This window comes from Candidatus Firestonebacteria bacterium RIFOXYD2_FULL_39_29 (genome assembly GCA_001778375.1).
Lineage (GTDB): Bacteria > Oederibacteriota > D2-FULL-39-29 > D2-FULL-39-29 > D2-FULL-39-29 > D2-FULL-39-29.
The window spans coordinates 1-25,641 of the sequence record MFGV01000010.1 but is presented as its reverse complement, the minus strand read 5'-3'; the positions used below and the strand labels follow the sequence as shown (position 1 = coordinate 25,641).

The following is a 25,641-nucleotide window of genomic DNA, read 5'->3' as shown; positions in this document are numbered from 1 at the left end:
AATACGGGGATAAATATGCTTGTCTCGATAGATTTCTGGTAAGTAAAATCTTTACTACAAAGCGGTTTTATGATATTATGTAAACATGAAACCAAAAGTAGTAGTTGTGATGCCGGCTTATAATGCCGCTAAAACAGTGCAGGTGACTTTTGATGATATCCCCAGGAAATATGTAGATGAAATAATACTTGTGGATGATGCTTCTCATGATGAAACTGCGAAAAGAGCGCGTGAACTCGGGCTGAAAGTATTTGTTCATCCGGAAAACAGGGGATACGGCGGAAATCAGAAGACCTGCTATACTGAAGCTTTAAAAGAAGGTGCTGACATTGTAATAATGCTGCATCCGGACTATCAATATGATCCAAAATTAATTCCTGAAATTATTAAGCCTATAGTTGAAGGTAAAGCCGATCTGGTGCTGGCTTCCAGACTTTTAAGCGGTACTGCTATTTCGGGAGGGATGCCCCTATATAAGTTCATAAGTAACAGGTTCCTTACTATTTTTGAAAATCTGTTTTTAGGTCAGAAATTATCGGAATTTCATACCGGATACCGTGCATACAGCAAGAAGTTACTGACAACCATTCCATTTATGAATAATTCGGAGAATTTTGTATTTGATACGGAGGTTATAGTTCAAACTGTATATTTTGGGTTTAGAATTACAGAAATTCCCTGTCCTACCAGATACATGAAAGATGCGTCTTCGATTAATTTTAAAAACAGTTTAGTTTACGGACTTCAGACTCTCCTGTCAATTCTCAAATTCTCTTTAGCCAAAATAGGGATAATAAAGTCAAGGATTTTTATAAGGTAAGGGAGAACCGGCTATGATATTATTCCTTTGTTCGAAAGCTGCTCCGGAACGACGGAGGAGAAATTGAGACTTCATAGTTCAATACTTCGGGATTCATGGAAAAGCATAAAGACTGTATTATTAGCTAACTATTTACGTTATTTTAAAAAAAAAGTAAATCCGGAATCATTCCGGATTTCAAAAGTAAAGAGAGTTTTAGTCGTAAGATTGGATAAGGTAGGGGATCTCATTCTTTCAACTCCGGTTTTTGAAAATATAAAGAATACAATTCCTGATGTTAAAATATCCGCTTTAGTCAGAAGCTATAATTCCGGAGTATTGAAAAATAATCCTTTTGTGGATGAAGTCCTGGAGTATGACAATTATAATGACAGGGAAAAACTTAAGAATAGTAATTATGATCTTGCCATCAGTCTTATATATGATTTTAGTCTTGAGGGCGCTTATGCTTGTTATCTCAGCCGTGCGGCTTATCGAGCCGGATTTAAGGATAAGTATTCTGAAGAGTTTTTTAATATATTAATAGAAAAAAATAAAGCTCCAAAATATGAGCTTCTTAGAAATTTGGATCTTATAGAAAAGCTTGGGTTTGGAACCGGTGTAATAAAAAGCAGATTATACCCGGAAAGTAAGGAAGTTGAGCAGTCTTTAGAATATTTTAAAAGTGTTGGTATAGGAAAAACAGATCTAGTTATAGGCTTTAATCCGGGCACCGGAAGAAAAAGGCGGGAGTGGCCTTTGGAAAAATATATTGCTCTTGGGAAAATTCTAACATCGGAATATAATGCTAAGATAATTGTGTCGTGGGGAAAAGCAGATAAGACTATTGCGGAAAAAATTGTAAAGAATATTGGAGCTAACGCTTATATGGCTTGTGAAACTGATATCCTGCAGTTAGCTTCTTTGATGAAAAGATTTAAATTGCTTGTTTGCGGAAATACCGGACCGGCTCATGCTGCAATGGCTATGGAAGTACCCTTGGTTGGTTTGTACGGGGAAAATGACCATCTCAATTGGACTCCACAGGATAAAAGTAAGCTTCAGGTAATATCGGCAAAACGCTGCTCTGATATTGAAGTAGCCGAGGTTCTTACCGGCATAAAGGGTTTTCTATGAAAATATCAGCTGTTATAGTAATGAAAGATAAAACAGAGAATATTGAGAGATGCCTGAAAACAATATATGGCTGGACGAGTGAAATAATAATGGTTACAAGTTCATCCTCAAAAATAAAAAGAAAAATTATGAAAAAATATGAAGTTAAAGTATTGATATTTGATGATAACCGGGAGAAAATGATACAAAAGGGGATTAAAACTTCAAAGGCAGATTGGGTTGTTGTCCTGAATGCTGATGAGGAAATATCTATTCCCCTGAAGATAGAGATGAGAACTAAGTTGTCCGGTGTAATCCAGGATCGTGTAAAAGTTAAAATTGTAAAAAACTATAAGGATATCTGGATTCCTGAATCTGACTTGGAAACAAGAATTTATAAAAGGTATGTCTGGCAAAAAGGAAATGAGAGTGCTGTCTTTAGCGGTTCGATAAGAAAATACTCTCAGGCTGAGTTCCCGTTGAAACCGGTGCTTAAGAAAATGGATATTAGAAAAATTCTTGTAATAAAGCTAAGGGGTATAGGTGATACAGTTCTTATGACGCCGCTTTTGGCAAATCTTAAAAGGTACTATAAAGATGCAGCGATTACATGTGCTGTATATCCGGCCAACAGGGAAATTATTAAAAACAATCCTAACATTAAAGCAATTATAACTTTTGACGGTATTTTTGATGCTTTTTTTAAAATATTTAAAGCCGGTAAATTTGATTTGGTTTTATGCCCGCAAGCAAGTTTAAGAACAGCATTGCTGGCTGCGGCTTCCGGAGCTGACTATAAGGTTGTAAATAATCATAACGGGAAAAATTATTTCAGCAGTTTTAGAGTGAGAAAACCTGAAGAATATGAAGATGCAATTGACAGAGATCTGGATTGTTTGAGGGCAATAGGGATACCGGTTAAAACAAGGAAAGTGGAAGTTAAACTTTTGAAAAACGAGCTGATTAATATCAGGAAATTTGGATTTTCAATACGTGATAAAATAATCGGGATAAATGTTTCTGCCAGCAGGCAGAATAAAATGTGGTTTAAAGAACGGTTTGCGGATCTTGCAGACAAATTGATAAAAGAACGTTTTAAAATAATATTTATTGAAGATCCTCAAAATCCTGAAGCTTTAGAACAAGTAATAAAATTAATGAAAAATAAACCATTTACGATTTGTGAGCGAAACTTGAGAAAAGTTATGGCTCTCTTGTCCGGCTTCAATCTCTTCATAGGAAATGACTCAGGATTGCTGCATGCTGCCGTTGCTCTTGGAGTTCCTTCGATATCTATTGTGGGACCGGAAGAGTCTCAAATATTTAATCCGTACAATTCTAAAGATAAGCATTATACGCTTAGCGCTGATGTGAATTGCAAGCCTTGCTGGAAAAATGACTGCAATATGCCTCTGTGTCTTGATGCGATAACAGTGAATCAAGTGCTACAGGTTGTTTTAAAGGCGGTTAAATGATTGCAAATATAAGTGCTGTTATTATAACGAAGAATGAAGAACATAATATTATTGACTGTCTGCAGACGCTTGATTTTGTGGATGAAATTATTATTGTCGATTCAGAGAGCAGTGATAAAACAGTATATTTAGCCAAAAGGTATACAAAAAAGATATTTACACGAAGATGGGACGGTTATGCCTCGCAGAAAAATTATGGCATCTCAAAGGCAAAAAATGAATGGATCCTGAGTCTTGATGCTGATGAGAGAGTATCGGAAGAGCTAAAACAGGAAATTAAGTCCTTGAATTTTGATAAAGAAGGATATTTATTCCCAATAAAGAACTTTTTCCTGGGAAGATGGCTCAGGTATGGCGGTCAATATCCTGATTACCATTTGAGGATGTTTAAAAAAAGCAAAGGCAGGTTTTCTTATGGTATTAAAGAAGTCCATGAAACAGTGAGTATCGGCAAAGGTATGGTTTTTAAATTAAAAAATCCTGTATTGCATTATTCCTATACTTCGGTTTCTGCATATTTCCATAAATTCAATTCCTATACATATCTTGAAGCTTCAGGCCGATTTCGGAGGAATAAAAAACCAAGTTGGTACGGAGTGTTTATCCGTCCGACGATAAGATTTTTAAAATATTATATAGTAAAACTGGGAATATTAGACGGCATACGGGGTTTGCTGTTTCACTCTTTCTCTGCCTTTTATGTGTTCTCTTCTGAACTTAAGCTCTATGAAATGTATAAATTTGACAAAAAGGAAATTAAATGGAGAAGTTAAGATACTTGCCTGTCTTGATGTATCATAATGTTATAGATAAAAAAACGGCAAAAAAATGGAATAATTTTCACGTAGAGACAATTCAGTTTGAAAAACAAATGGATATCCTGGTTAAAAGGGGTTATACCTGTTTGAACTTTGAAGATTTAGAGAATATACTTAAGGGTCAAAAAGAGTCTCCTGAGAAACCTGTTATGATAACCTTTGATGATGCTTATTTGGAAACTATAAATAATGTTATCCCCATACTTGCTTTACGAAAACTAAAAAGTGTGTTTTCAGTAGTAACCGGATGTATCGGTAAAAAGAGCAATTGGGAAAAGGAAATTGACGGTTCTTTGACCATTTCAGAAGAACAAATACAAAAATATACGGGAACATTAGTATCTTTTGAATCACACACCGAAAATCATGCCTATCTTGCAATGTGTAGTGTTCAGGATGCTGAAAGAGACCTGGTAAACTCAAAAAATACTCTGGAAAGTATTACAGGAAAAAAGGTGCGGGCTGTTTTTTATCCTTACGGAAATTATAATGAAAATGTGAAGAGTTGTGCCTCCAAAGCCGGATATATGTTCGGGATTGCAATAGCTTCCTCCAAACGCACTGTTCTTCAGGATTATTTTGAAATACGAAGAGTATTTATTAAACCTACCGATAGTCTTGTTGATTTTAAAAGAAAAATTGCCCCATGGTATATTTGGTTCAGGGGCTTTAGGGAAGCTTGTAGAGCCTGGAGAAGAAGACATGATGAATAAGGCGGGAGTATTTTTAGACAGGGATGGGACTATTAATATTGAGAAAGAATATCTTTCTGATCCCAAACAGCTGGAACTTTACTCCAAGTCGGCAAAAGCAATAAAAGAATTAAATGATGCAGGGATCCCTGTAGTAGTCGTGACTAACCAGTCAGGTATAGGCCGTGGAATGTTTACAATTGAAACGCTTAATAATATTCATTTAAAATTGGCGAAAATGCTAAAGAAAGAAGCCGGTGCGGTCATTGACTGTGTTTACTTTTGTCCCCATACTCCAAAAGATAAGTGCGCTTGCAGAAAGCCACAGCTCGGTATGATAGAAAAAGCAGGTAAGGAACTGAATATTGATACGGAACATTCATATTTTGTCGGTGATAAAGTCTGCGATATTAAGATGGGGCGGAAAGCGGGAGGAAAGAGTGTTTTGGTCCTTACCGGTTACGGCAAAGTAGAAAAGAAGGATATTTCATGTCAGCCGGATTATATAGCTCAGGATTTGATGGAAGCGGTAAAATGGATATTGAAGGACATTAAAAAGTGAAACTTCTTAAAACAGAGGATATAAAAAAGGTGCTTTTCGTAAGATTGCGATTCATTGGAGATGTCATAATTTCTACTGCCATTATTAGAGACCTTAAAAAGAGATTCCCGGAAATGAAGCTGGATTATCTCGCGGAAAAGATACCGCTAAAAATGCTGGAAAATAACCCTGACATAAATAATATGATAGAGGCGGAAAAAGGGAACCTGTTTACTTTTAAGAATATATTGAAAATAAGAAAAAAACGTTACGATGCTGTGATAGATGTATTTGGGAATCCAAGAAGTGCCCTGCTGACATTTCTTTCCGGAGCAGAATACAGGATTGGCTGGAATATCCGCGGCAGGGCTTTTTGTTACAATACTTTCATTGAAAGAAAGGATATTATTGATCCTTCCCTAAAGAGTGATTCTATAGATGCCTATGAAGATGCTGTCAGGATGTTTGGGATAGAAAAGAGCGAAAGGGAAACAAAGTTATATTTGTCTGAAAGTGAAAAGGCCTTTGGGGAAGCTTTTAAGAAGGATCATTCCCTTCCGGAGTCGTCAAATATTATAGGTATTCATCCGGGATGCAGGCGGGGTGAATCGTTTACCTGGCCTAAAGAAAAATATGCAGAGCTTTCCGACAGATTGATAACCTCCGGTAACAAAGTTCTGCTTTTTGGCGGACCTTTAGATAAGGTTGTTAATGATGAGGTTGTAAAAGCAATGAAAAATAAACCGGTGATAGTCAGTACCCGGAGTATTCGCGAAGATTTAGCGGTTATGAGTATTTGTGATTGCTTTGTGACAAATAACCACGGTCCCGTGCATATGTCCGCCGCTTTAAATATCCCTACTGTGGGTATTTACAGGTATGACGAGTCGTATTTATGGTTCCCCTACAAAGATCCAAAGTTTAAAGTAATAGATAATAATACCGGTTGTGAAGTATGCAAAAGCAGTGACTGTGCTTCCCCAAAATGTATGACTGAAATAACCGGAGAAAGAGTATTTAATTCAGTTATTGAACTGCTTGACAGAAAAGATAAGAAGAATAATAAGGGGGGTATTTAAGCTTTGCAGATAGTTGAAGAAGAAATAAAAAAGATAGTTATAATAAGGTTCAAAGCGCTTGGGGATATTCTTTTGACCCAGTCTGCGTTAAGGGCTGTCCGTGAAAAATATCCAAAGAGCAAAATATATATGCTTGTCAATAAGGAAGCAGAGGATATACTGTCGGGACTTGATCTAGTTGATGAAATTATTTGTTTTGATAAAAATAAGGGAAAACCATTAATAAGAGACCTGGATTTAATAGAAAGGATAATGGATTTGCGTCCGGAAATGGTAATTGATCTTTTTGGAAATATGAGAAGCGCGCTTATTTCATTTCTAAGCGGGGCAAAATACAGGGTCGGCGGTTCCTGGAGAATAAGAAAGTATTTTTACAATATGAGAGCAGGCGTAGCCCCTCTTGATACATATATTTCTGATGTTATGCTGAGTATCGTAAGAGTAGCGGGTTGTGAGACCGGGAATAAAAGATTCAGTATTAATGTCGGAGAATCTGATAAAAAAGAAATAGATAATATATTTAACGAGAATGATCTTTCAGGGAAAAAAATAATCGGGGTGAATATATTCGGGACATGGCGTACTAAAAGATGGACAGTTGAAAAATATTTAAAACTAACGGATAAGCTTGTTAATGAAGGATATACTGTTGCCCTTCTGGGTGGAGGACAAAAAGAAATTGATGAACTTAATAAAATAAATCCGGCAGGGAAGTATCTGATCCTGGCCCAGCCGGATATTAAAAAGATAGCAGAAATAGTATCCAGATTACAGCTGCTGGTTACTAACGACGGTTTTATCAGGCATATAGCTGTAGGGCTGAACAAAAAGATAGTTACAATAATAGGGCCGACAAATAACAGTGCGATAACTCCAAAAGACTATACTAATAATATAAGCGTATCTGCAAAGCTCGATTGTTTAGGATGTGAAAAAACTGCCTGCGCTGATCTGAAATGCATGAACAATGTGAGCGTAGAACAAGTTTATGATGTAGTGAAAAGTCTTGTAAACAGATAGAGTAAGTCTTTGGTGAAATATGTTTCCCTGTTGACAAAAAGAGCAACTCTTGTTATAATGGAAACTAGGAGTACCGATATAGTTTCCGGAGTGTACAAGTGAATATTAAAGAGAAAATAATCAATATTTCCAGAGAGCTTTTCCTTTCTTCCGGGTTTTCCGGTACGACAGTGGAGGATATTTCCTCGGAATTTGGAATGAGCAAGAAGACATTTTATAAAATATTCACGGATAAAAAGACCCTGCTGCGCGTTGCAATATTTTCTCAAATAAATATGACAGAAGCAAAAGTTTCAAAAATACTTGCAGACAGAAAGACACCCTTAATGGAAAGATTTAAGAGGCTAAGTGAAACCCTGATAGCAAGTACTTTAAAGATTACGCCTGTCTTTATCCGCGATATGAAAAAAAATGCTCCTGAACTTTGGGAAGAGGTCAGTGCTAAGAGAAAGAATCTTGTACTTAAGTATTTTACACAAGTTGTTGATGAAGGTATTGAGAGTGGAGTAATAAGGTCAGACCTGGACAAAAAACTTGTTATTATTATTTATCTTGCAGCAATTGAAAATGTCATAAACCCTCAAGTGCTTTCCGAGATGGAATACAGCGTCGGAGAAGTATTTGATGTAATAATTACCATGATGTTTCAGGGTGTTCTTACGGATAAAGGCAGAAAGAATCTAAAAGAACTTAAAAAGGCAAGTGAAAATAACAAAACACAAAAGACGTTACTTTAATTTATGATCTCTCAATCAGGAGGTATAATTATGAAAGCTGTTTTAATGGTGTTAATAATGCTGGTTGCGGCCTGGGCAGGGACGTTGCCTTGGGATTATAACGCAGCAAAAAATATTCTCTTTGAGAAGAACCGCGAGATTCTTCTGGCAAAACAAAGCGTTCTTGATGCTGAGGGGAAATTTACGGATGCATCTTCCGGATATTTGCCCAAGCTTTCTTTATCCGGAGGTTATAACTACATCTCTAATGTCCCTGTTATCCAGATGCCGGCTCCTATAAACAGAGCCATACAATTTGGTGCGAGTGACAACTGGATATTTAAAGCATCGTTAAATCAAACCATCTTTGACTGGGGAAGAATGTTTTTAGCTCCCGAAGTTGCCGGGAAAGGACTGGAAGCCGGAAGGCTGGAACTTGAACAAGTGAAAGCACAGGCGCTTTTTAATCTCAACCAGGCATTTTATTCCGTTATCCTTTCGAAAAAAATACTGGAGACCAACGAGGAGTCATATACATTATCTGAAGAAAATATTAAAATGGCGGACTCGCGGTTAAAAGCCGGAGCCGGCTCTTCTTTTGACTCGCTCCGGGCAAAAGTGAGGGGTTCGAATATTAAACCGCTCCTTGCGAAAAGCAGAAATAATTATGAGCTGGCGCAGCAGAACCTTAAAAATCTTCTGGGAGTTCCTCTGGCGCAGGAAATAAAAGTAGAAGGAGATTTTAAAGAAGTCGAAGGTGTTGAATTTAAAGCTGAGAGCTTTGAGCCTGCACTTAAAAAAGCTCTTTCAGACAGGGTAGAGCTTAAGAAGGCAAAAGCGAGAAAAGAGATTACAGAAGCCTCTCTTGCTTTAACCGCCACGCAGGATAAACCCTTGCTTACGGGTGCTTTGAGCTATAATTATCAAAATCCGTATTATTCCCAGCTTGCCTGGGTGGAGAGCTGGAATGCAGGTGTGTTCCTTACAATTCCTCTTTTTGACGGCTTTTCTACGGCCGGGAAATATAAACAGGGTGAAGCCGCGGTAAAGTCCTCTGAGCTTGCAAAAGCGCAGATAGAAAATATGATAGAGCTAGAGGTTAAACAGGCGGTTTTGAACATGAACGAAGCAAATGAAAGGATACTCTCTCAGTCAGACAGCGTAAAGCAGGCGGAGGAGTATTACAAAATAGCAGAAGCCAGCTATACGAGCGGTATAAATACTAATTATGACGTAATGGATGCGCACCTGAGCCTTCTTACGGCCAGAACTGCATACCTGCAGGCACTGTACGATCTGACGATAGCGAAAGCCGCGTTTTTGAAAGCAACAGGAGAACTACGGTAAAGCAATGACTAAGATTAAAGCACTAAATACTAAACAATAACTAAGAATTAAGCACTAAGCACTAAGAAAAGCAATGACTAAGATTAAAGCACTAAGCACTAAACGTAAGGAAGTTTATTAATATAATTACAATGATTTATTTTAAGATTTAATTATTAAGTATTAGTGATTGTTTAGAATTTAGTGCTTAGATCTTAGTAATTGATTTTATTAGTTTAGTTGTTAGAATTTAGCATTTAGTAATTGTTTAGAATTTAGTGCTTAAATCTTAGTAATTGATTTTAAAGGGGGTTTTATGGATAAACGCAGGATAATAGTTCCAATAGTTCTGGTTTTAGGTATTTCCGCTTATTTCGTAATCAGCGGTATAAATAATTCAAGGCGTAACGGTCTTTCCGGTTCCGGAACCATTGAGGTAACGCAGGTTGACATCTCATCCAAGATAATGGGGAAGATTGAAAAGATGACGGTGGAAGAAGGAGGAAGGATTAACAGGGGCGGTCTTGTAGCTGAACTGGCGCACGATGAATTAAATGCTCAGCTTAAACAAGCCAAAGCCTCCCTGAATGGTGCTTCTGAGGTTATGGTACAGATAAGGGCGCAGTACAAGAATGCTGAGGATAATTATAAGAGAGCAGGAGAGCTATTAAAGGCCGGTTCCGCTTCCAAGCAACAGTTTGACCAGCTTGAGACCCAATACAAAGTTCTTGAGTCCCAACTTAAATCAAGTACAGAACAGAAAAACCAGACAGAAGCTCAGGTTTCCTATATTTCAGCTATGATCGATAATTGTTATCTAAAGTCACCGATAGACGGTGTGATACTGAGTAAGAATGCAGAAGAAGGCGAGATGCTTAGCCCCGGAATGGCAGTTGCAACTGTCGGGAACACAGAAAAGCCATATTTAAAAATTTATATTGCAGAGACGGAACTAGGTAAAGTAAAACTCGGACAGAAAGCTGAAGTAACAAATGATTCGTTTCCGGGGAAAAAGTATGAAGGGAAAGTAGTGAATATTGCCTCGCAGTCGGAGTTTACACCAAAAAATATTCAGACTAAAGATGAACGGACAAGATTGGTTTTTGCGGTAAAAATACTCCTTGATAATGTAAAGGACGAACTAAAACCGGGAATGCCTGCGGATGCGGTAATAAATGTCAAAGATAATTGAAGTTAAAGACATTATAAAGGATTACTCCGGAATCAAAGTTATAGATAAGGTTTCCTTCTCTGTAGAGGAAGGGGAAATATACGGTATCGTGGGTCCGGACGGAGCGGGTAAGACTACTACTGTAAGGTTAGTCTCCGGAATAATTGATGTAACCTCCGGAGAGGTTTCTATTTCAGGGATAGATATTAAAAAAAACCTGGAAGAAGCAAGAAATCTTATAGGGTATATGCCGCAAAGATTCTCCCTGTATGAAGACCTTTCTGTAGAGGAAAACATTAATTTTTTTGCAGATATTTACGGTATTAAAAAAAAGGCAAGAGCTGAAAGAATAGCAGAGCTTTATAAATTCAGCCATCTTGAAAAATTCAAAGACCGTCAGGCTCAGTTTTTGTCAGGCGGAATGCAGAAGAAACTTGCTTTAACCTGTGCTCTGATAAATTTCCCTAAAATATTAATACTGGACGAACCGACTATCGGTGTGGACCCTCTTTCCAGACAGGAGTTATGGGAAATGCTTGAAGAATTAAATAAAATTTCCGGGATAACTATACTTGTGACTACTAATTACATGGATGAAGTTAACCGTTTTGACAGGGTGGCCTTGATATATAAAGGGAAGTTTATCTCGGAAGAGAAACCAAAAGAAAAACCCGGCTCTTTTGAAGAGTATTTCATAGAGAAAATACAAGGACTGGAGAAATGATTGAAAACGGTATATTTTCAGTAGAAGCAAATAAGCTTACTAAGACCTTTGGAAGCTTTATTGCCGTTAATAGTATAAGTTTTCAAGTTAGACGCGGAGAAATATTTGGTTTTATAGGTCCAAACGGAGCCGGTAAATCCACAACCATAAGAATTCTTTGCGGTATTTTGGCTCCTACAAAAGGAAGCGCGACCGTTGAAGGTTTTGACGTGGATACGGCGTCCGATAAGATAAAAGAAATAATAGGTTACATGTCGCAAAAGTTCTCCTTGTATAACGATTTGACTGTGGAAGAAAATATAGAATTTTTTGCGGGTATTCATAATGTTGCCTCAGGAGAATTTGCTGCCCGGAAAACTGAGATACTTGAGATGGCAGGACTTAAGGGGCGAGAAAAGATCATTACTTCATTATTGTCAGGCGGCTGGAGACAGAGGCTGGCTCTTGGTTGTTCGATTATTCACAGGCCAAAAGTACTTTTTCTGGATGAACCTACGGCCGGGGTAGATCCTTTATCCCGCAGGGATTTCTGGAGACTAATTCGAAAGTTGGCAGAAGAAGGTACAACGGTATTTGTAACCACGCATTATATGGATGAGGTGGAAAATTGTAACCGTCTTGCGCTCGTTTATACCGGAGATATTATTGCAATGGGAAGCCCCGCGGAGCTTAAAGCAGCTAATAATACAGACAGTCTGGAAGAACTTTTTGTTAATTCAATTAGGAAATACACTGAAAAACAATGACTAAGATTAAAGCACTAAGCACTAAGAAAAGCAATGACTAAGATTAAAGCACTAAGCACTAAGAAAAGCAATGACTAAGATTAAAGCACTAAACGTAAGGAAGTTTATTAAAATAATTACAATGATTTAGTTTAGTTATTAGAATTTAGTATTTAGTAATTGTTTAGAATTTAGTGCTTAGATCTTAGTAATTGATTATATTTTTAGTGATTAATATTTAGGAGCTCAATAGTAAGATGAATTCTAAAATATATGCCATAATGAAAAAAGAGATTCTTCATATTATAAGGGATCCCAGATCTTTGTTTATGGCGATTGGTATGCCTATGATATTTATAGTTCTTTTCGGTTACGCCATAAATATGGATATAGATAACGTAAAAATAGTAGTGTGTAATCATGATAAGACGGCAAAGAGCAGAGAGTACATTTCCGGATTCACGGCAAGCGGCTACTTTAATATTATCAGTTATACAGACAGGGAAAATGATCTGGTGCTTTCTTTAGATAAGGGAGAGGCAAAGGCAGGTCTTATTATTCCTGCCGGGTTTTCAGATAAACTTATAAAAAATAAAGAGACTAAAATACAAGTGGTGGTGGACGGTGCGGATACCAATAGTACGAATATTGCAGTCGGTTACGTAAGGGGTATCTCTTTTCTCTATACGGCTAAGCTTACCGTAGAAACTCTTAATAAAAATGGACTGGCAAAAATTAAGCAGACTCCGGGAATAGAATCAAATATTAAAATATTTTACAATCAGGAGATGAAGAGCAGGAATTTTATTATTCCGGGGTTGATAGCCGTTATAATGAGCGTTATAATGGGTATCCTTACTTCTTTGACTATTGTTCGGGAAAAAGAAAAAGGGACCTTTGAACAGCTTATAGTCACTCCTGTTAAACCGCATGAAGTTATAATAGGGAAAATAATACCGTATTGGGTCCTTGGAATGTTTGATATGTTTCTGGTCGTTCTTGTCGGTACTCTCGTCTTTGGGGTTCCGCTTAAAGGAAATATTATTTTGCTGTTTTTCATGACCGGAATATTTGCTTTCTCAGGACTGGGAATAGGGCTTGTAGTATCGGCTCTGGCAAATACCCAGCAAGTTGCCAATCAGGTAGCCATGCTGATTTCCTTTCTTCCTGTATTTATACTTTCGGGTTTCATGTTCCCGGTCAAAAGCATGCCTGTGATTATTCAGGCGGTTACTGTTATTGTTCCGGCCAAGTATTTCCTTCTGGTGCTTCGCGGGATCTTCCTGAAAGGCAGCGGGTTGGTCGTTCTTTTTGGAGAACTTGTTGTATTGACGGTATTTGGTTTTCTGTTTATGTTAATTGCCTCAAAGAATTTCAAAAAGAAATTAAAGTGAGACCCGAAATCAGAAACAAGGAATTTCGGGTTCGATTCCGCTTCCACCAATTATATCGGGTGGATCTTTTGAAGAGATTGCAAAACTATTGGATTCCACTGATTATCAAACAGGAATATAGGTTTTAAAAAGTTTTGATTTGAATAGTTATAATTCATTTTAAGGATGAGAGTGTAGATGAAAAAAATATTTAATCTTGCAAAAAAAGAGTTTATTCAGACGTTCAGGGATAAAAAGATGCTTCCTGTTATCTTTGTAGCTCCCGTAATTCAGCTCATTCTTCTTGGTTATGCCGTTACAACAGATGTAAAGCATATTTATCTTGCGGTTATAGACCGTGATAACTCTGTTGAAAGCAGGGAACTGGTGGGAGCCGCTTTAAATAGCGGATATTTTGACTTAAAACAGGGTGTTGAAAAAGAAAGTGAGATTGAAGAAGCTTTAAGATCAGGAAAAGCGGATTTTGTCTTGTATGTACCGCCAAACTACAGTAAGAACATCAAGATGAATAAAAAAGCGTCTTTTCAAGTAATAGCGGACGGGAGCGATGCAACACTTACAGGCATAGGACTTAATTATTTAAATGAGATTGTTCAAAGAAAAAACAAAGAGATCAGGGACAAAATAATGAATAGCCGGGCCGGTTTACTTGGGAAAAGCATCTCATTTCCCCGGGTAAGTCCTGAAGTAAAAATAATGTACAACCCGGAGTTAAAAAGCGCGAATTATATGGTTCCCGGTGTTATGGCGTTAATTCTTACGCTTATGACGATGCTTTTAACTTCGATGTCTATTACAAAAGAGAAAGAAAATGGGACGCTTGAGCAACTTGTCGTGTCGCCGTTGAAACCCTACGAAATAATACTCGGGAAGACGCTTCCTTTTGTTATAATAGGGATGGTAGATGTAGTATTGGTAATAACCGGAGGTATTGTCGTCTTTAATATTCCGATTCTTGGCAGTGTTTGGCTTCTTGCCGTATGCTCCCTTATATTCATCATGAGTACGCTGGGTATAGGTCTATTTATCTCCACTATTTCCAGGACACAGCAGCAGGCGATGTTAACAACCTTCATGTTCATCTTTCCCGCAATGATCCTTTCGGGATTTGTTTTCCCTGTTACAAATATGCCGGAGCCGGCCCAATATCTGACTTATTTAATACCCTTAAGGTACTTTTTAACTATAATCAGAGGAATAATCCTTAAAGGTAACGGTATTGAAATACTTTGGCCGGAGATAGCAGCGCTTATTATTTTTGGTGTAGTTATATTTACTTTAAGCTCGATGAGATTCAGGAAGAAACTGGGATAGGGAGCCGAAGGCTCCGAAGGTTGGATGGTTTGAGGCTTAGAGGCTTGGCAAAAACAGAAAATACTATTTTCTGTCATCCCGTGCCAGGACACGGGATCCAGTCTGGTGTTCTTGTTTCTGCCTGTTGATTTACAGCTTTTGGTTTTTAGAATTTCGAGTTTGTTCTTGTTTTCACCCGTAACAAAAATAATATTGACTTCTAGTATGAACTTCGATATTATGTATTATGATACTCAAGGGGAGATCATTAATATACGTGTCTGTAGCTTTATTTTTCGGATTATTATTAATTTCTAATCTGCTTTTTGCTTTCATTATTTCCGCTTTAGTTTTTGGCCTGCCGAAATTCCTTGAGTACCGGAAAAAACAGCTGATCAATGATAAATTTAGAAGTCAATTACTTGACGGGGTGGAATTAATTGCGGGTTCACTTCGTTCGGGCATGACCTTTCAACAGGCGGTGGCATATCTCGTTAAAGAACTGCCGCAACCGTTGGCCGGAGAGTTTAAAGAAGTACAGGATAAAATAATGCTGGGCTCTAATGTTGAAAAGGCTCTCATTGAGTTAAGTCAAAAGCATAAAGATGATAATCTGGAGTTGTTCGTAACTTCTGTAATAATCTCAAGAGAAGCCGGAGGCAATCTGGCTGAAGTATTATCGAAAGTCTCAGAAAATATGAGGGAAAATGCCAGGTTGGAGGGGCAGATAAAGACCTTGACTTCTCAGGGAAAACTTTCAGGTATTATTGTCGGAGCTCTCCCGTTTGTTTTGTTGTTTTTTCTTTCTTTGATTGACAGGGATTTAATTCTTCCAATGTTTAATACAGTTTTGGGAATGTTATTAATGATAGCAGCCCTGACAATGGAACTGATCGGCGCGTTTTTCATCAGAAAAATCACTAAAATAGACTTTTGACCGGAAATCAGTGGAATCACTTCAAAATTTAGGCGGAAAAATGGTAATTGCGGTGACAATAATATTTTCAGCGGCAATATTTCTTGTGATAAGGCATCTTCAGTTTGGTTATAACACTATACTTGTTAGCAGGAGAGTTGCCGGTACCGGAGGTGTCAAAACTTCCGGTATTTCAGAGTTGTTAAAGTTTATAGTGAAAACTATTGCAGCTCTCAATTCTTACCTGCCGGTAGAAAAATATCGCGGGAAAATTAGAAGAAAGCTGATAGAGTGTAAATCTGATAAAAAATATAATCCTGATGAATTTTTGGCTTATAAAGAACTTATGGCTCTCTCCGGATTCCTTGTTGTTTTTCTGCTCTTTGATTCCGTAAATATTTATACTGTCGGAGTTACTCTCGGATTGTTTGTATACCCTGATATCAAAATTAAAAGTAATAAAGATAATTACGAGAAACAAATATTCAAAGAATTACCTTTTGCCCTGGATATTATTACCGTATGTGTTGAGGCCGGTCTTACCTTTGATAATGCCATAATAAAGTATGTTTCAAAAGCGAGGATCTCGGTGTTAAGAGAGGAGTTTGAGAACTACCTCAAGGATGTAAAAATCGGAAGACAAAGGGGAGATGCGCTGAAAGACATGTCTTTGCGGGTCAACATGTCTGATTTCTCATCTTTTATTTCTTCTATAATCCAATCGGAAAGACTGGGGACAAGTATTGCCGGAACTCTAAGGCTTCAAACCCGTCAAATTCGTACTAAAAGAGTACAAAGAATTGAAAAGCAGGCTATGCAGGCTCCGGTGAAACTTATGCTGCCTCTTGTTTTATTTATTTTCCCTGTTATATTTATCGTGATATTTGGCCCTGTTGTAATTCGCCTTATCAAAATGTTTTAATTTGAGGGGTTGTGAGGTATGTTTTTTCTGCATACAGTTTACGTTTTCATAGGAAGAAACAACCTCCGGGCAAAACGGCAAGTACCAGTTGACAATGACATAAATCCGATATATAATAAATAAAGAAATATAAGCTGTTCCGGCATGTATTATTAAAGCCGGCTTGTTATTTTTTTGATTCAGTGAGGTAATATGAGTAAACGAAAAGGTTCGATTTTGATTTTGTCAATGTTTTTGCTTACGGTGGTAACGTTATTGGGGGGAATATTCCTTACAATGACTGTTGGGAATATTAAATTGCTGCAAAAAGACAGTGAAAGGCAAAAAGCATTCTGGATAGCAAAAGCAGGTATCGCGGAATTAATATATAATTTGAGACAATACTATAATCTTTACGAACAGTATAGCGGTGAAAAGGAATTTGGAGGGGGTAAGTACAGAGTAGGAAGCGCGACACTTATAGGACGCGGTTATCATAATACCTTAGCTGTATCGGTAGGTCAATATCCGCTTGAAAGTACGGATGTAACGAATATTTCAAAATATGCGCTGATAGCGGAAGTTTCGATGAATACCTCGACAGACTATCTGCATTTCAGTGATATCGGAGTTACCCGTCCATATTATAGAACACCGTTTGCGGGTCCTGTACATGTTAATGGTGATTGTATAATCGGAAGATCCTGGGGTAATGAATTTTTTGTTAAATCAAAAGATGAATACGGTCCGGCCCTGGAAGTTTCAGGCAAACTTTACAATGCTGCGGATTGGACTCCTGGTCATTCGGAGCCTGACTCTATTGATAATTTTTTAATGGTTGGAGAAGGTACAATACCGGTACCATTTTTATTTGATATTAGTAATTATACGGCTAAATATTATGTTACTCCTGTAGGTCCGCAATCAGGCGGCTGGCCCGGATGGATTTCGACACATGGCGCGATATGGCCATATAATGCAAATCAATTTGGTGACGACCTGGTAGTAAAAAAGGAAAGAGCGGATGGAAGTAAGTATGAATACAACCTGATAGATGACAAAGATACCGGCGGCAGGGAGATTAAACTTCCCAAAGTAAACGAAATAACGTATGACAGTTATAGGAGTGTCATAGATCCGGATTGGAATATTACCTGGGATAATCCGAAAGGTACGGTTGCGAATATTACAAATGAAATGATGTATACAATTGACCCTTACGGAGCAGGGGGTGTCGTTGGAGGCGGATATGGTATTGGCACCGCCGAAGACGCACCGCACAGGGAGAAGATAGCAGATAGTGTAAATTTTGGTCTGAACGGCGCGGATATACCGGTACCGGCTGAAAGAGATATGAATTATATCAAGCTTTTGTTTTTGAAATTAAAAGCCACACGGAGTGTTTTTCTCGGACCGGTTGGGCCTGTACAGGGGACGTATAACAGTTTTACGATTGACAGGTCAGGCAAAAAGATTAAACTAAATTTTCCTACGTTTATAGATACCTTTGAGTTTAAATCCCCTCCGGGTTATTGGGGAACTGCTTCCCCAAATGATTGGAGAGGCAGGAAACAAAGAGGCATCCCAGGCCATTCAGTAGGCGCAACAGTCTTATCAGGCGCAACTGTCTTATCGGTGCAAAACAAAGTCATAAGTCCTCTTGCGCTTATGGGGTATCCAATAGGAAAAGGGATAGTAAATGAACCCAGCCAGCATCCGGTTTTGGTATATGATGTCGGGGGGGCAAGCGAGTTTTTATGGACTCAAGCTCCGGATAATGATTTGAGTGCAACAGGAAGCACTTTAGTTACTCACCCGGTTGATCATTACTATGAAGTTGATTATGCAGCAGGAACAATAAAACTTGGTTCTTCCTCGATTCCTGGTGGAAAGTGTCTGGATGCTGATAAAGATCATATAATAGAAATTGTATATAGCCATGATTTTGATGTTTCCCAGGGGGTTGAAGCCTGGATAAGTGATAAACAGAAGGTAGTAAAGCTTGATTTAAATACTATAACCGAGGCAAACTGTCCGAGGGATCCAAAATACAAAAGTAGTATTATTCCGATAGACAGGCAAAAGTATGGTGTTATCTTTTCCGAAGTTCCTTTGGTCGTTTGGGGCACTCCAAAAGTTCCTGTTACTATTGTATGTACTAAGGACTTGTATGTCGGTCCGATAAATGCGGCGCAGCTGGATCCGAATGATATAAGTAAGTGGTGGATTCCAAAAGATCCAAACCTTGTTGAAGATTCGAAAGATGCAAATCCTGTTGGTATAATTACCAGCGGAATTCTTTTTTATGATTTTTCGCTGGGGGTCTCCGGAACAACGCCAAGCAGTATGTTTTTCCCGGGCATAGGAGCCAGCGTTACATTAAATAAAGTTGCGATATATCATTCTTTAAGAGAACCGCCTCCCGTATCGACTTCTGATTCTGACAGATTGGGAATGCTTGGTATGGCTAGCGGATTCCGTCCGGAGTTTAACACCAATAACTATAATACAGGTCTTTATGCGACTGCGCCAACTATTGTTGGAAGTCTTTATCATTGCATTGATAGTAATGTCGTAGCGGATGCGCTGACAAAAAAACTTTCAGATGAAGTTCTTAATTCGAGCAGCGCCAGAGTTATATATGCAAATAGTTTCAGAAGGACCCCCCCTCAGCATATGCCGATGAATATTTATCTGACAAATTACAGGATACTCAGTAAATATGACAATGCTGAAAAGTTTCTTGATAATTTATCTGTATACCTTGCAACAGACCCCGGTTCTTCTTATACTCAGGCATTTTCGAAGATGATAACAGATCTGGTTGCTGAAATGGAAGGCGTCGTAGTTGAGGAATAGGCAGATTGAAACTGACTTTATGCAGGGAGTAGAGCAGCTACGATAGGTTTAAGACTTTTGGCATCGCACGGAATAATCATCTCTTCCCAAAATCAATTATTTATTTCATACTATTATTATTAAGGTGATAAAAATGGACAAACTAAATAGAATAAGATCTGGGATTCCCGGTTTGGACAAAATGCTGCGTGGCGGAATTATTGAGGGTAGTATTACTCTTATCGAAGGCCATTCAGGAACCGGAAAAACCATGTTTGGTTTGCAATTTTTAAAGAGCAGCCTGGAAAATAATAAAAAATGTATATACATATAGGAGAAATAACAAGAAAAACCGGATATTCAAGTATTTCGTATTTCTCCCGTTTGTTCAAAAAGAGGTACGGTTTAAATCCCACCAAATACAGACAAAAGTAAGCCCTGGATAAAAATATCACGCTATAAGTCAAGTAATAACCGTAATAGTACCCTTGACGAAAAGCATATCTGTTTGTATACTAAAGCAGGATTTGAAATATCCGGGTTTTAAATAACCTGCTGAATAATTAGAAATAAATAGGAGAATATTTCATTACTGGAGGAGTAAACTATGATGATATGGAAAAAAATAACGGTTTTTACAGTGGTAGTTCTTATGTCCTTTTTTGTTGCCGGCGGTGAAAGTATTTTTGCTCAGAAATCAGCAGATCAATCAAGCAAGTCCGCTTCCGTAAAACTTATAAAAGACAAACCGTCAGTTAAAAAATCCGATAAAGGGTATGAGGTGTCATTTAGTGTTAAAAAGGCTACCGATGTTACTGTACGAATTGTTAATGAAAAAGGTGAAGTTGTACGTCATTTAGCCAGCGGTTTTGTAGGCGGTGATAAAGCGGCAAAGCCTTTTCATCCAAAATCTCTTTCTCAAACCATTGTGTGGGACGGAAATGATGATAAAGGGAAGAATGTAACGGAAAAGTGTAAAGTTTCAGTCGGTGCTGGTATGAACGCAAAATTCGATAAATATTTATTGTACAATCCTGATGCTTTTATTGCTATTGGTGCGATTGCGGTAAATTCTAAAGGGGAGTTGTATATATCCGGTAGTTCAGGTGTGCACGATTCAAGCTTGCGCGTTTTTGATAAAGACGGAAAATATTTAAGAAGAGATTGGCCTTACAGTCCCGCGTTGAAAGGCACGGTAGAATTTTACAATAGCAAATTTGTCAGAGGAATCCCTGTTCCTGCCGGAGTTCCTGACTACGAAGGGAATACCGTTCCGATATCAATAAACCATTCGGCGGCTTATTATTTTTATACACAAGCAACAGGAATGGGTATAAGTCCTTATGGCGTTGCTCTGGGAAACTGGTGTTGGGGCGGTCCTCAGTTCTGGGTTATGAAAGATGGTTTTCCTTTCCAGGGAGTTGCTATTACATTCCCCTGGGCTGTTGGCCTAAAAGTACGTGAATCAAAACATATTCGTGTGGCGATTGGTCCCGACCGTGATTTTTATATTATTGACCGTGATCTTAATGTATTGTCTCATATACACGGGGAAACTTTGGAGCCGGTAAAAAGTTTTAGCGGTGATTTTATGATAAAGATGCAAGCGCCGGTTTCAGTCGCTGTCCAGCCAAACGGCAATATCTGGGTGACAGATAAAACCGGTTTAACTATTTTTGATAAAAACGGAAAAATAATCAAGAATAATAAAGAAATTAACGGTCAGCTGGGCTGCAATTTAAAAACAGGAGCGGTATATATTTGTAAAGGAAGTAAACTTCAAAAAATAGAGTCATCCGAGACGCTAGCTGTTGTATATGAGTGTAATATTCCGGAAAAAATCAGCCAAATAGCAGTTGATTCCGTAAATAATATAGTGTGGGTTATGAATGGTGCGGGTAAGGATACTCTTGTCAGAGCTTTAGATACGGGGAAAAGTTTTGATTTGCAAATTATTAAAGGAAAAAAAGATTTAAGCGTTTCTTTTCCGACATATCCGAGTGTGGGAGATGGGAAGTTTTATTGTACAAGTGCCGTTGAAAATGCAGTTTTCGTCAGTGACCTGGATGGAAAAAATTGTAAAAAGATTATCGGAAATTATGGACGGCAGGAAGGATCCGGACAAAGCTGCCTGGATAGTGAAGGTAATTTATATGTGGGGGTTCAATTAGACTGGAGAAAACAAGATATTTTACAAAAATATGATCACATGGGTAACCGTATTAAATTTGGAAGTAAAGACTCGATAACCCTTGAACCTGACGTCTTAGTGGTCAGAGGACTATGGATAGGTCCGAATAAAGATATTTATCTTTCTATTACTACCTCTGATGACAGGCCTCAGGAAGAGATGAAACCTTTTGTAAATAAAAATATGCCTATAACTATAAGCCGTATAGATGTTTACGATAAAGACGGTAATTTAAAAGAAAAAGGCAAAGTAAAATTAATAGATGAATTTAATATTATGCTTCGCGGTGACAAATATCTGTTCTGGTATCATAATGGCCATGGGGCTTCTAATGGCGTGGCTGTAGCCAGAGACGGAAGTATTTATACGGTAGATGCTCATGCTCACAATGGAAGTCCTCTTGTGAGAAAATATTGGGAAAATAAAAATTTGTCAGAACCTTCCAGGTGGCGTTATTCTACTGAAGATAAGCTTGTAAAATTTCCGCCAAAGGGCGGGCAAAAGAGTCCGGGTAAATCAGATACTGAATGGGAGCATGCGGGTATTTCCGGTACCGGTGGTTGGTCTTGCGGCTATTATGAATGCCACACTGCTCAAATTTCGGTAGATGAGGATGATAGAGTATGGTGCCACGATGCGGCAGTTTATAATGTTAAAGCTCTGGATGCCGCGGGTAATTTAATGCTCAGGGTCGGAGTTTACGGCAATGAAGACTGCAAAGGCGGCGGCGGAAATAAAAAACTTGCGGGAACAAATATAGTAATTGACCCGGAAATTCCTCTGACAAGGCCTACGGGTATGGCAGTATGGAAAGACCTGCTTTTTATAACGGATGAATATGCCAACCGGACAGTACGTTGTAAATTGGAGTACACAGATAAAGAAGAAGTTGAAGTAAAGTAGTTTTGGATTTTATGAAAAAGTAGTTGCCTGATTCCCTCCTTAAAGATTGGAGGGCAAAAAGGTATCAGGCGTTTTAGAGAAACGCCCAATGAATTGGGCAACTACAATTGATAGTTAGGAGGATCTAAATTATGGCAGGAATAAAGTTAGCAATAATCGGCGGGGGAAGTGTGTATACGGTTTCAATGCTGAATACTCTTGTAAAGTACAAGGATGATTTTAAGGGATCTACCATAATGCTTTATGATGTTAATAAAGAGAATTTAAAACCAATGGCGGATTTTGGAAGAATAGTCATGAGAGATATGAAAGTTCCTTTTAAAGTCGAAGATACTATGGATTTAAAGAAAGCCCTGGACGGGGCTGATTTTGTTTTAACGACTTTCAGGACAGGCGGGTTAGACGGAAGATATCTGGATGAGACGGTTCCTTTGAAATATGGAATTCTTGGCCAGGAAACAACGGGTGTCGGCGGAATGTTTATGGCTTTTAGATGTATACCGGAAATAGTCAAGCTGGTAAAACAGATGGAAAAAAGCTGTCCTGATGCCTGGCTGATAAATTATGCAAATCCTACAAATTTTGTTTGTGATGCAGCAAGAAGAATTGCTCCGGTAAAAACACTGGGGCTTTGTGACGGGGTGTTCGGCGTTAAATGGTATATTGCAAAACTGCTCGGCCTTCCCGTAGAAGAGAGCCGCGAGATAAAAACCTATGTGGAGGGGGTAAATCACTGCACGTGGACATTGAAGATGTTTTACAAAGGAAAGGATATTTATGCCGGACTGGATAAATTAATAAAAAAAGCAGATAAGAGCAAGATGGATGATATGCAGCAATTTGCCTGCCGTCTTCTTGATTATTCCGGGGTCTATTTATTACGCCAGATATTTTTATTGTCTTGAAACTACGCTGAAGATGTTTAAAACTCCCGGTCACGAATTCCGTTCTCAAATGCTGAAAAATAGAGCTGTAAACATCAGAAAATTCATCAGTGAAAAACTCGAAGAAAATAACGGGGACTTGGGCCGGATGGATGCCTCGGATGCGGCGCATGGGGATCAGGCTATCAGTGTTATACGTGCGATGGTTGCTGATGCGAAAGAGATGCATATTTGGAATGTTATAAATAATGGTGCCGTATCCAACCTTCCGGACTCTGCGATTGTTGAAGTTTCCTGCTTTGTCGGAGCTCATGGAGCGATTCCTCTGGCGGCAGGCGCGTTTCCAAAGTCTGTCTATTCCGTTGTAAGGAGCCAGCTTGATCATCAGGAGCTGACTGTAGATGCGGCGTTAACAGGGGATAGAAACAAGGTAGTCCAGGCTGCCATGCTGCATTCTTCGGTTAAGGATCTTGATACACTTGAAAAAGTCTTAAAAGAAATGTATGAGGTTCATAAAGCTTATTTGCCGCAGTTTAAATAATAGGAGAAAAGAAGAATGGAAACAAGAGTTTCAGTTATAGTTTTGCTGACCGCTTTTTTGTCCCAAATGTTTGCTGAAGAGAATAAACCTGTTTTTGAAGAATGGGCTAAAGAAAATAATATGGTTGTAAGCACGACCCAAAATGTTGTGCTTTTCGACCATTACGGGATTCCGGCGGATATCATAATTCACAAAGAATATCTTTATAAGGGAAGGAAAATACGGTGCTTATAATACTATAAGAGGCGAAAACGGATCCGGGCGGAATACTGCAACATTTCTTCCGGATAATATCTGCAAAGACGGAGCATCTCTTGAAAATATAGATATTCCTATGAGTTTTACTTTGAATAACAAAAGTGTATAAATAGTAATACATTATAGCCTCTTGACAAAGTTAGCAGAATTTACTAATATACATGTGTATATTAGTTTTGATATAAGTCTGACAGTAATGTCAGGGAGCTTTGCCAAAAAAATGATGGGTGATTTTAAGGGTCTTTTGCAAAACATGATTATAAAAACACACCTCCTTTTAGTATTATTTGTGTTTCTCCCCTTTTCTTCCTGCCTTTTTGCCGTAACTGAATTCAAATGTAATATAAAATCATCAGGCGGTGATTATGCCGGAGTAAATGCCTGGTCAACCGCAGTCAGGTGTGATCTCACTGCCTCTACAACTCAGGTATTCTCAATATCTGCCAATTCCGGTACAACTATAGAAGATGGAGCTGCTGTTACCGGTCTGACCTCAGGAGCTACCGGGACGTGTATCCATGTATCCCAAACTACCAATAACAGCCAGATTCTCATAAAGAACATTGTCGGTACTTTTTCTTCAGGAGAAATAGTTCAGAAGACTGCTGATGCCTCAAGAACCGTGACGCTTTCAAGTATAGGGGATACGGCAATAGCGTCTGCAGTGTGTTTCGCCTTCCAGGACTCAACAGGGACTACAATAAATACTAATTGGACGACAAGCGCGACAAATTATGTATATGTTTATACGGATGCAACTGCAAGACATGCAGGAAAGTGGGATGATACGAAATATAGAATAGTCGCAACAACCGGTTTTGATATAAGTACTCTTTACGCTAAAATAGAAGGAGTTCAGATTAAAGTCGCAAATGGTTCTTGGGGATTTGGTATTAAATATCAACCGGCAACTGTGGGATGGATAAGAAGTTACAAAAATATTATACGCGGCAACAGTTTTTCAGGTACTACTGAAAATACTAAAGCCTTTTGGCTGAGAACTTTTAATGCTACTCATTATCTGCTTAATAATATTATTTATGATTTTGTTAATGGTTCATATACTAATACTGCTATCGTATTTGATGCTGGAACAGGGTATTTGTATAATAATACAATTCAAAACTGTAAAACAGGTATTTATTGCGGTGGAACGAATACGGCCTCATTTGCTAAAAATAATATTACGCAAGATTGCGGGGATGGCTATTACCTGGCTACCGGAACTTGGAACGTTACCAATAATAATTACAATATTTCTGATCTATCCGGTGATGCCCCCGGCACAAATTCTTTAAATCTTACAATTGTAAGCTTTAA

General features: G+C 38.3%; 23 protein-coding genes and 1 pseudogene. All 24 read left to right on the top strand.

Annotated elements, in window-relative coordinates; all coding sequences use genetic code 11:
- Nucleotides 1–85 precede the first annotated feature (85 nt).
- The 24 genes and pseudogenes from A2536_11625 to A2536_11510 all read left to right on the top strand — a co-directional run bounded on the left by A2536_11625 (nt 86) and on the right by A2536_11510 (nt 25,641).
- Entirely contained in the window at nt 86–820 is a 735-nt protein-coding gene (locus A2536_11625; GenBank protein ID OGF48046.1) for a glycosyl transferase family 2, read from the top strand.
- Between the two features lie 63 nt (nt 821–883).
- The gene (locus tag A2536_11620; GenBank protein ID OGF48045.1) at nt 884–1,936 is read left to right on the top strand and encodes a hypothetical protein; all 1,053 of its coding nucleotides are present in this window, start codon (nt 884–886) and stop codon (nt 1,934–1,936) included.
- Nucleotides 1,933–3,390: a hypothetical protein gene (locus tag A2536_11615; protein ID OGF48044.1), complete on the top strand. Its 1,458-nt coding sequence runs from the start codon at nt 1,933–1,935 to the stop codon at nt 3,388–3,390. The genes A2536_11620 and A2536_11615 overlap by 4 nt, the downstream gene beginning before the upstream one ends.
- Complete coding sequence (locus tag A2536_11610) at nt 3,387–4,163, top strand: hypothetical protein (GenBank protein ID OGF48043.1); 777 nt, start codon at nt 3,387–3,389, stop codon at nt 4,161–4,163. Before A2536_11615 ends, A2536_11610 begins: the two co-directional genes overlap by 4 nt.
- A complete protein-coding gene (locus A2536_11605) occupies nt 4,151–4,921 on the top strand; it encodes a hypothetical protein (GenBank protein ID OGF48042.1) in 771 nt (256 codons plus the stop codon). The genes A2536_11610 and A2536_11605 overlap by 13 nt, the downstream gene beginning before the upstream one ends.
- Nucleotides 4,914–5,462 (top strand): hypothetical protein, encoded by a 549-nt coding sequence (locus A2536_11600; protein ID OGF48064.1) that lies wholly within the window; start codon nt 4,914–4,916, stop codon nt 5,460–5,462. The genes A2536_11605 and A2536_11600 overlap by 8 nt, the downstream gene beginning before the upstream one ends.
- Nucleotides 5,459–6,520: a hypothetical protein gene (locus A2536_11595; GenBank protein ID OGF48041.1), complete on the top strand. Its 1,062-nt coding sequence runs from the start codon at nt 5,459–5,461 to the stop codon at nt 6,518–6,520. The genes A2536_11600 and A2536_11595 overlap by 4 nt, the downstream gene beginning before the upstream one ends.
- Nucleotides 6,521–6,523: 3 nt before the next feature.
- Nucleotides 6,524–7,540 (top strand): hypothetical protein, encoded by a 1,017-nt coding sequence (locus A2536_11590; protein ID OGF48040.1) that lies wholly within the window; start codon nt 6,524–6,526, stop codon nt 7,538–7,540.
- 98 nt (nt 7,541–7,638) lie between these two features.
- Nucleotides 7,639–8,277 carry a hypothetical protein gene (locus tag A2536_11585; protein OGF48039.1) on the top strand — a complete coding sequence of 213 codons (639 nt, stop codon included), beginning with the start codon at nt 7,639–7,641 and terminating at the stop codon, nt 8,275–8,277.
- A 30-nt stretch (nt 8,278–8,307) separates the two neighbouring features.
- Nucleotides 8,308–9,603, top strand: a complete 1,296-nt coding sequence (locus A2536_11580) for a hypothetical protein (GenBank protein ID OGF48038.1) — start codon at nt 8,308–8,310, stop codon at nt 9,601–9,603.
- 295 nt (nt 9,604–9,898) lie between these two features.
- On the top strand, nt 9,899–10,774 hold the full coding sequence (locus tag A2536_11575; GenBank protein OGF48037.1) for a hypothetical protein: 876 nt from the start codon (nt 9,899–9,901) through the stop codon (nt 10,772–10,774).
- Entirely contained in the window at nt 10,758–11,477 is a 720-nt protein-coding gene (locus A2536_11570; protein OGF48036.1) for a hypothetical protein, read from the top strand. The genes A2536_11575 and A2536_11570 overlap by 17 nt, the downstream gene beginning before the upstream one ends.
- An 11-nt stretch (nt 11,478–11,488) precedes the next feature.
- A complete protein-coding gene (locus A2536_11565; protein OGF48063.1) occupies nt 11,489–12,223 on the top strand; it encodes an ABC transporter ATP-binding protein in 735 nt (244 codons plus the stop codon).
- Nucleotides 12,224–12,459: 236 nt separating this feature from the next.
- Nucleotides 12,460–13,596 (top strand): hypothetical protein, encoded by a 1,137-nt coding sequence (locus A2536_11560; GenBank protein ID OGF48035.1) that lies wholly within the window; start codon nt 12,460–12,462, stop codon nt 13,594–13,596.
- 177 nt (nt 13,597–13,773) lie between these two features.
- A complete protein-coding gene (locus A2536_11555; GenBank protein OGF48034.1) occupies nt 13,774–14,910 on the top strand; it encodes an ABC transporter permease in 1,137 nt (378 codons plus the stop codon).
- 256 nt (nt 14,911–15,166) lie between these two features.
- A complete protein-coding gene (locus A2536_11550; protein ID OGF48033.1) occupies nt 15,167–15,826 on the top strand; it encodes a hypothetical protein in 660 nt (219 codons plus the stop codon).
- 40 nt (nt 15,827–15,866) lie between these two features.
- A complete protein-coding gene (locus A2536_11545) occupies nt 15,867–16,727 on the top strand; it encodes a hypothetical protein (GenBank protein OGF48032.1) in 861 nt (286 codons plus the stop codon).
- 192 nt (nt 16,728–16,919) lie between these two features.
- Complete coding sequence (locus tag A2536_11540) at nt 16,920–19,565, top strand: hypothetical protein (protein ID OGF48031.1); 2,646 nt, start codon at nt 16,920–16,922, stop codon at nt 19,563–19,565.
- Nucleotides 19,566–19,698: 133 nt separating this feature from the next.
- A complete protein-coding gene (locus tag A2536_11535; protein ID OGF48030.1) occupies nt 19,699–19,878 on the top strand; it encodes a hypothetical protein in 180 nt (59 codons plus the stop codon).
- 273 nt (nt 19,879–20,151) lie between these two features.
- Nucleotides 20,152–22,638, top strand: a complete 2,487-nt coding sequence (locus A2536_11530) for a hypothetical protein (protein ID OGF48029.1) — start codon at nt 20,152–20,154, stop codon at nt 22,636–22,638.
- A gap of 131 nt (nt 22,639–22,769) precedes the next feature.
- A complete protein-coding gene (locus A2536_11525; protein ID OGF48028.1) occupies nt 22,770–23,543 on the top strand; it encodes a hypothetical protein in 774 nt (257 codons plus the stop codon).
- On the top strand, nt 23,494–24,063 hold the full coding sequence (locus tag A2536_11520) for a hypothetical protein (protein OGF48027.1): 570 nt from the start codon (nt 23,494–23,496) through the stop codon (nt 24,061–24,063). Before A2536_11525 ends, A2536_11520 begins: the two co-directional genes overlap by 50 nt.
- A 15-nt stretch (nt 24,064–24,078) precedes the next feature.
- Nucleotides 24,079–24,297, top strand: coding sequence for a hypothetical protein (locus tag A2536_11515; GenBank protein OGF48026.1), 219 nt, complete (start codon nt 24,079–24,081; stop codon nt 24,295–24,297).
- A gap of 244 nt (nt 24,298–24,541) precedes the next feature.
- Nucleotides 24,542–25,641: pseudogene (locus tag A2536_11510) on the top strand (hypothetical protein).